The organism is Bradyrhizobium sp. P2_E8 (genome assembly GCF_056403875.1).
The window spans coordinates 1-741 of record NZ_JBFUES010001776.1 but is presented as its reverse complement, the minus strand read 5'-3'; the positions used below and the strand labels follow the sequence as shown (position 1 = coordinate 741).

Genomic DNA, 741 nt, shown 5'->3' with positions numbered 1-741 from the left:
GGCGAACTGGCTCGATTACGACCTCGCCGAGATCGGCTCGGGCGGGCTGAAGCTCGCCGACATCGTCTCCGGCGACGGCGCTTCGCTGCTCAGCTCGATCGTGGCGGTGCCGGGCGAGGTGAAGACCGAGGTTTTCGACATCGACCTGCGCATGCGCACCGGCAAGACCATGCCGGTGCGGCTCTATCACAAGCTCGCCTTCGGCGCCGACGGCGCGCCGGGGCCGTCGCGCACGCTCGTGATCAGCCGCGCCCGCGACGAGCGCAGCGATCCGGACCGCGCCGCCGAAGTGCGTTTCATGCGCTTCTTCGACCACACGCCGATGGCGATCGCGACCGTCGACCGCGGCGGCAACGTCGTGCGCGCAAACGCGCGCTACGCCAAGCTTGCGCAGGGCCTTGGTCTCGACAGCGCCGGCAAGTCGATCTTCCGCGCCATCAATTCACGTGACCGCCACCTGGTGATCACGGCCATCAACCAGGCCGCCGAAGGCAAGGCCGACATCGCGCCGGTCGAGGTGGCACTGGAAGGGACCAAGGAGCGCTGGGGCCAGTTCTTCGTCACGCCGGTCGACGCGGCCGAGAACGACGCGGAAGCCGCCATCGTGCACATGCTCGAGACCACCGAGCGGCGCGCGCTGGAGAACCAGATCAACCAGTCGCAGAAGATGGAGACGGTCGGCCAGCTCGCCGGCGGCATCGCCCACGACTTCAACAACGTGCTCTCCGCCATCATGATGGC

At 68.2% G+C, this 741-nt stretch carries 1 protein-coding gene; it reads left to right on the top strand.

What is annotated here, in order from left to right:
• On the top strand, nucleotides 1-741 hold a 741-nt coding region (locus AC1D00_RS43835), incomplete at both ends, for a PAS domain-containing protein (RefSeq protein ID WP_477015032.1).